The organism is Streptosporangium sp. NPDC001681 (assembly GCF_040298085.1).
GTDB lineage: Bacteria > Actinomycetota > Actinomycetes > Streptosporangiales > Streptosporangiaceae > Streptosporangium.
Window position 1 is genome coordinate 21,354 of record NZ_JBEOZN010000128.1, and the last position, 6,183, is coordinate 27,536.

The 6,183-nt window shown below is 69.6% G+C and carries 4 protein-coding genes; 3 read left to right on the plus strand and 1 reads right to left on the minus strand.

Going from position 1 to position 6,183, the window contains the following annotated elements:
* Positions 1-21: 21 nt before the first annotated feature.
* Positions 22-1,572 carry a glycosyltransferase family 4 protein gene (locus ABT130_RS38365; RefSeq protein WP_350964105.1) on the minus strand — a complete coding sequence of 517 codons (1,551 nt, stop codon included), beginning with the start codon at positions 1,570-1,572 and terminating at the stop codon, positions 22-24.
* Here ABT130_RS38365 and ABT130_RS38370 point away from each other — a divergent pair.
* The 3 genes from ABT130_RS38370 to ABT130_RS38380 all read left to right on the plus strand — a co-directional run bounded on the left by ABT130_RS38370 (position 1,556) and on the right by ABT130_RS38380 (position 5,366).
* Positions 1,556-2,026 carry a hypothetical protein gene (locus tag ABT130_RS38370; RefSeq protein ID WP_350964108.1) on the plus strand — a complete coding sequence of 157 codons (471 nt, stop codon included), beginning with the start codon at positions 1,556-1,558 and terminating at the stop codon, positions 2,024-2,026. The genes ABT130_RS38365 and ABT130_RS38370 overlap by 17 nt on opposite strands.
* 49 nt (positions 2,027-2,075) lie before the next feature.
* The gene (gene wecB / locus ABT130_RS38375; RefSeq protein WP_350964110.1) at positions 2,076-3,245 is read left to right on the plus strand and encodes a non-hydrolyzing UDP-N-acetylglucosamine 2-epimerase; all 1,170 of its coding nucleotides are present in this window, start codon (positions 2,076-2,078) and stop codon (positions 3,243-3,245) included.
* Positions 3,246-3,308: 63 nt separating this feature from the next.
* Positions 3,309-5,366, plus strand: a complete 2,058-nt coding sequence (locus ABT130_RS38380; protein ID WP_350923023.1) for a glycosyltransferase family protein — start codon at positions 3,309-3,311, stop codon at positions 5,364-5,366.
* Positions 5,367-6,183 lie beyond the last annotated feature (817 nt).

A 6,183-nucleotide genomic window follows, 5' to 3' on the forward strand; every position in this document is an offset into this window, starting at 1 on the left:
CCCGGTGCCATGACAAGGTCATTAACCGGCAATCGATCGGTAAATATCACGGTACGTCTCCGCGATGCGGCTCCACGTACGCTTCGCGGCCACCTCTGCCCGTCCAGCCTCACCCATCTCGGCCCTCCGTCCCGGATCGTCACGCAGTCCGGCGATCGCCTTGGCCAGGGCCTCGGGGTCTCCCGCCGGCACCAGAAGCCCGGCGCCATCGGAGCCCACGAGCTCCGACAGAGCGGGCAGGTCGCTCAGCACGACCGGTTTGCCGAGAGCCATCGCCTCGACCGGTTTCAATGGCGTAACGAGTCGGCAAACGCGCAGGTCCTCCCGGGGACAGACGAAGATGTCGATCGCCGACTGGGCCTGCAGTGCCTCGTCGGGGCCGACCCGTCCCGGCATGATCGCGATGTCGCCGAGCCCCAGTTCCTTGACCTGCTCCAGCAGTGCCTCCCGCTCCACGCCGTCGCCGACGAGCAGCATCTTGACCGGCGCGCCCTCGTCCCGCAGCAGCGCGGCGGCGTTGATCATGGTGGCGAAGCCCTCGTAGGCCACGATGCTCGACACCGAACCCATGACGATGTCGCCGGGCTCGATGCCATAGGCGGCGCGGAACGCCGCACCGTCGTACTCGGCACTGAGCAGCGAGTCGTCCACCGCGTTCGGCGCCAGGTAGATCTTTTCCCTCGGCACCCCGCGCTCGACGATCTCGGCTGCCATGGTCTCGGCGAGGGTGACCACCGCGTCGGCGGAGCGCATGATGAACGCCTCGCGGTCGCGCTGGAGCACGTGCCGCTGGCTGCCGATGCGCTTGGGGTCGCGGGAGGCCCAGGTCTCCTCCAGGAAGCCCCGGACCTCGTAGACTATCGGCGTGCCGGTCCGCTCGCGCACCGCCAGCGCCACCGAGCCGTTCCGGTGGTCGGTCGCGGCGTGCAGCACCTGCGGACGCAGGGTCCTGACCAGCTCGGTGACCTCTCCGGCGCCCCGGATCATCCGCCCCTGGCTCTCGAAGGGCACCTCACCGCTCGGGATCAGCCGGTGGTAGGGAATCCCGTCGATCTCCTCGTACGGCGTCGCGTCGGCGTGGCCCTGCATCATCGGCCAGCCCCAGCTGGTCACGACGTGCGGATCCAGCCCGGCGGCCTTCTGCGAGGTGACGATGCGGTGCGTGCGAACCGTGTATCCGGCCTGCGTGTACGGCAGCGCGTTGGTCACGCAGTGCAGCACCCGGCCGTGGAACCGCTCACCCACGATCACCTTCGCCTTGGGCGGGATCGGGTTCGACTGGATCGCGGCCAGCTCTCCGGCGTAGTAGGCGGCCCGGCGCTTGATGAAGGGGTAGCGGGTGTGGGCCTGGAGCACCTCGGCGGCCTCGCTCATCCGGCCGGCGTCGAAGTGCTCCTTCGCCTCGGTCCACGGGCCCTTCACCATGCGCATGCCGAGCTTGCGGACGACGATCTTGGCGCGGCGCGCGACGGGCCAGGCGAACCGGCCCACGACGGGACGGACACTCGGCGGGAGCGTCTCGGCCGCCGCCTGCGCCACGCGTACCGGGTCGGACTTGACCTTTGTCGCCACGACCCGGGAGACGATCACCGGATGCTGGACGAAACCCCTGATCAGCCCGCGCAGGCCGGCCCTGGCCGACTTCGCCGACACCGGGGCCCGTGACACCGGCTCCGCGGGGACCTTCTCCTCGGCCGGAGGCGTCGCCGGAGCGGGGAGCGTCACCGACGCCTGGGGCGTGTCCGAACCGGGGAGGGTCTCCACGACCGGGGGCGTCTCCGCACTCGGCGGCGGGGCGGGCTCCGTGGGCACCTCCACGGCCGGAGGCATCTCCACGGCCGAGGTCGTCTCCGGCTCCGGGGTCGTCGCCGCGCCCGAGGTCGCCACCGGCTCCGCGCCGGGCTCGGCGGCCGGAGGCGTCACCGATGTGGCGGGGGTCGCCGGCACCGAGGGCTTCTCGGGAGCCGAGGGCTTCGCGGGAACCGAGGGGGAGTCTGGCCTGTTGGCATCGGATACCACGCCGTGACCGTACCATAGGCAGGGTTTGCCCCACTGCCGCATGAAAGGCGAGGTCAATGAGGGACTTTGCCGGTCCGGGCGCTTCTCAGGGCCCCGAGAATCCCCTTGTCCTGCACGTGCTCGGCGCGCGGCCCAACTTCGTGAAGGCCGCTCCGGTGGTGCGCGCGCTCGCCGAACTGGGCGTGCGACAGGGCATCATCCACACCGGCCAGCACTACGACGCCCTCATGTCGGACGTGTTCTTCGCCGACCTCGGCCTCCCCGAGCCGATCGCCAACCTGGCCGTCGGTTCCGGCTCGCACGCCCGCCAGACGGCGGCGCTGCTCGTCGGCCTTGAGGACGTGGTGCTTGAGCAACGGCCGACGCTGGTCGTCGTCTACGGCGACGTGAACTCGACGCTGGCCGCGATCCTGGTGTGCGCCAAGCTCCACGTGCCGACCGCGCACGTGGAGGCGGGCCTGCGCTCCTTCGACCGGGAGATGCCGGAGGAGGTCAACCGGGTCGTCACCGACGCGCTGTCCGACATCCTCTTCGCCACCTCTCCCGACGCGCTCTCCTACCTGGCCGCCGAGGGTGTCGACCCGGCCCGGGTGCACCTCGTCGGCAACCCGATGATCGACAGCCTGTTCTCGGCGCTGGACCACCTCGACCCGGCCCCGGTCCGCTCCCGGCTCGGCCTGCCCGAGCGGTACGGGGTGGCCACCCTGCACCGTCCCGGCAACGTCGACGACCCCGCCTCCGCCAAGGAGCTGGTCGAGGCGGTGCTCTCGGTGAGCGAGCGCCTCCCGATCGTGGTGCCGCTGCACCCGCGCGGCCGGACCCGCCTGGCCGAGGCCGGGCTGGTGGACACCGAGAACCTGCGCATCGTCGATCCGCTGGGCTACGTGGACTTCCTGTCGCTGGTGCGGGGCGCGACCCTGGTGGTCACCGACTCCGGCGGCGTGCAGGAGGAGACGACCATGCTGGGCGTCCCCTGCCTCACCGTGCGGCCCAACACCGAGCGGCCGATCACCATCACGCACGGCACCAACCGGCTGGTCACCCCCGCGCAGCTGCCCGCCGCCGCCGACCTGGCACTGGCGGACGGCGCGGCGACGCCTGCCGGTGAGCTGCCCCCGCTCTGGGACGGCAAGGCCGGTCCCCGGATCGCCCGGGTGATCGAGAACTGGCTGCGCGGCGGCAACCTCTCCCCGGCTGGGCAAGCCGTACCGCCCAAATCCCTTTAAAACGGCTATTTCGGTACGGCGTAGGCCGTAGCCTGGCACGACCCCGGACAAAGGCGATCCCCCATGAGCGAAGAGACCCCCGAAGAGCCGAAGTTCCAGCGTCTTGGGCCGATCAACTGGCTGCCCGAGGAGCGCAAGGTCGTCGAGCGTTTCGAGGAGCGCGTCCGGGACCTTGAGCGGCGGCTCGCCATCGCCGAGGCGAAGGCCGACTACGCGCAGTGGAAGCTGGAGTCGACCAAGGTGCAGCGCCCGTACCGGGTGGCCGAGGCGCTGACCGCGGCCAAGGGGTCGGGGGTCACCGCGCTGCCGGGCAGGCTGCGCTCCGCGATGCAGGCGCGCAAGGGTCCCAAGCCGCCCCGCCCGGTGACCGAGGTGGTCGCCGAGCTCGACCAGCAGGGGCCCGTGGTCGACGTGCCGCAGGTCAAGTGGCCGGCCGGTCCGATCGTCCGTCCGGACATGAAGGTCGCGGTCATCCTGGACGACTTCTCCCGGATGGCGTTCAAGTACGAGTGGGACCAGATCGAGTTCGGGCTCCGCGACTGGCCGGAGATCTTCGCCGAGCGCCGTCCCGAGCTGCTGTTCGTGGAGTCGGCCTGGCACGGCAACCAGGGCCGCTGGCGCTACCAGATGACCGGGACGAACGCCCCCAAGCCCGAGCTGCGCGCCCTGATCGACTGGTGCCGCGTCGAGGGGATCCCCACGGTCTTCTGGAACAAGGAGGACCCGCCGAACTTTGACTTCTTCATCGACACGGCCAAGCTGTTCGACTACGTCTTCACCTGCGACGGCGACATGGTGCCCCGCTACCGCGAGGTGCTGGGCCACGACCGGGTCGACGTGCTGCAGTTCGCCGCGCAGCCCCGGGTGCACAACCCGATCCAGGAGAAGCGCGGCCGCCTGAACGACGTGGTCTTCGCCGGCATGTACTTCAGGGACAAGCACCCCGAGCGCCGCGAGCAGATGGAGACCGTCCTCGCCCCGATCCGCGAGCTCGGCCTGCACATCTTCGCGCGCAACGGGACCGTGGACGAGAAGTACGCCTGGCCTGCCGAGTACGTCCCGCACATCGTGGGCGAACTCCCGTACGACCAGATGCTGGCCGCGTACAAGATGTACAAGGTCTTCCTCAACGTGAACTCGGTGCTCGACTCGCCGACCATGTGCGCCCGCCGGGTCTTCGAGCTGTCGGCCTGCGCGACGTCGGTCGTCTCGGGCTGGTCGCGGGCCATCGAGGAGACCTTCGGGTCGCTGATCCCGATCGCCCGTGACGAGCTGGAGTCGTACAACCAGGTCCTGCACCTGATCAACAGCCCCGAGCTCCGCGCCCGCCAGGGACACCTGGCGATGCGCGAGGTCTTCGACAAGCACCTGTTCTCGCACCGGGTGGACCAGATCCTGGAGATCCTCGGCAAGCCGGTGGAGCGGCGGACCCGGTCGATCTCGGTGGTGCTGCCCACCAACCGGGCCGCCCAGATCGAGCACGCGATCTCCTCGGTGGCCAAGCAGATCCACCGCCCCGTCCAGCTCGTCATGGTCCTGCACGGTCTGGACATCGACCCCGTCGTGGTGGCCGACAAGGCGCGGATGGCCGGGATCACCGACGTCGTGGTGCTGCCCGCCGACTCGTCACTGTCGCTGGGCGCCTGCCTCAACCTGGGCATCGCCGCCGCGGAGGGCGAGCTGATCGCCAAGATGGACGACGACAACCTGTACGGCGAGCACTACCTGTCGGACCTGGCCCGTGCCTTCGACTACTCCGACGCCGAACTGGTCGGCAAGGGCGCGCACTACGCCTACTTCGAGGGCAGCAACACCACGATGCTGCGCCTGCCGGGGCTGGAGCACCGTTACGCCTTCCTGGTGCAGGGCGGCACCTTCCTCGGCAGGGCGGACATGTTCCGGCACTACGGCTTCGAGGACGTCACCCGGGGCGAGGACACCCGCCTGGTCCGCCGGCTCAAGGAGGACCGGGTCAAGATCTACTCCGCGGACCGGTTCAACTTCGTCTACTGGCGCAGCGGCGACGCGGGCATGCACACCTGGCAGGCCGACGACATCAAGCTCACCCGGAACGCGCAGTTCTCTTTCGTGGGGCATCCGGACGCGCATGTGATGATCTGATTTTCTGGCCGGGGCGTCGCGGGGGGTTCCGGCGTGTTCTCTTGCGGGGACGCGTTCTCTTGCGGGGACGCGTTCTCTTGCGGGGACGCGTTCTCTTGCGGGGACGCGTTCTCTTGCGGGGACGCGTTCGCGCTCCGGTGGGTGGGTGCTCCGGGCGGCCGTTGTTGGTGGCGGGTCTGGGGGTTCAGGCCTTCGGCCTGGCGGGCGCGGTGGTTGCGGATTCTTATAAGCCGCCCGGAGCACCCACCCACCTCCGCGCACTCCTTGTCTCGCCGTACGGCCTGCGGACCGTAGTCGCTTCCTTGCGGGCCGCCCATCGGACTCTTGGACGCTGAAGCAATCCGTACGGGGGGCGTTCTGGGGCCATCGCCGTAGCTGAAGCAGCGGTGCGGGAAGGAGCGCAGGGGGCTCCCTGTAGTTCATCGGACCCGTCGTGATTCGCTGGCGCTGGTCGGCTTGCTGCGGCTTGTCATTGCTGGTTATGGCTTGGCTCGGGGGCGAGTGTGGTCGCCTGATGGGACACACCGCGACTCGAACCACCACGGTGACCGGAGGGAACCTCACTCCACTCCTCTGCCGTGGTCCAGCCGGACAGGCACACCGCGACTCGAACCACCACGGTGACCGGAGGGAGGGGTACGCCTCGGGAGAGGGGCTTCGGTCAGGTGGGTCAGCTGGAGAAGGCGCCGGGTCCGTCAGGCCCGTCGGTTCTGTTGGCTCCATCGGTTCTGTTGGTTTCGTTGGCTCGGTCGGTTTTGTTGGTTTCGTTGGTTGGGAGGTGGAACCAGACGGCGGTGCCCGCTTCGGGGTCGTGGTG

Coding starts and splice junctions, on each gene's coding strand:
- wecB (WP_350964110.1), top strand. CDS start 2,076: ATGAGGGACTTTGCCGGTCCGGGCGCTTCTCAGGGCCCCGAGAATCCC.
- ABT130_RS38380 (WP_350923023.1), top strand. CDS start 3,309: ATGAGCGAAGAGACCCCCGAAGAGCCGAAGTTCCAGCGTCTTGGGCCG.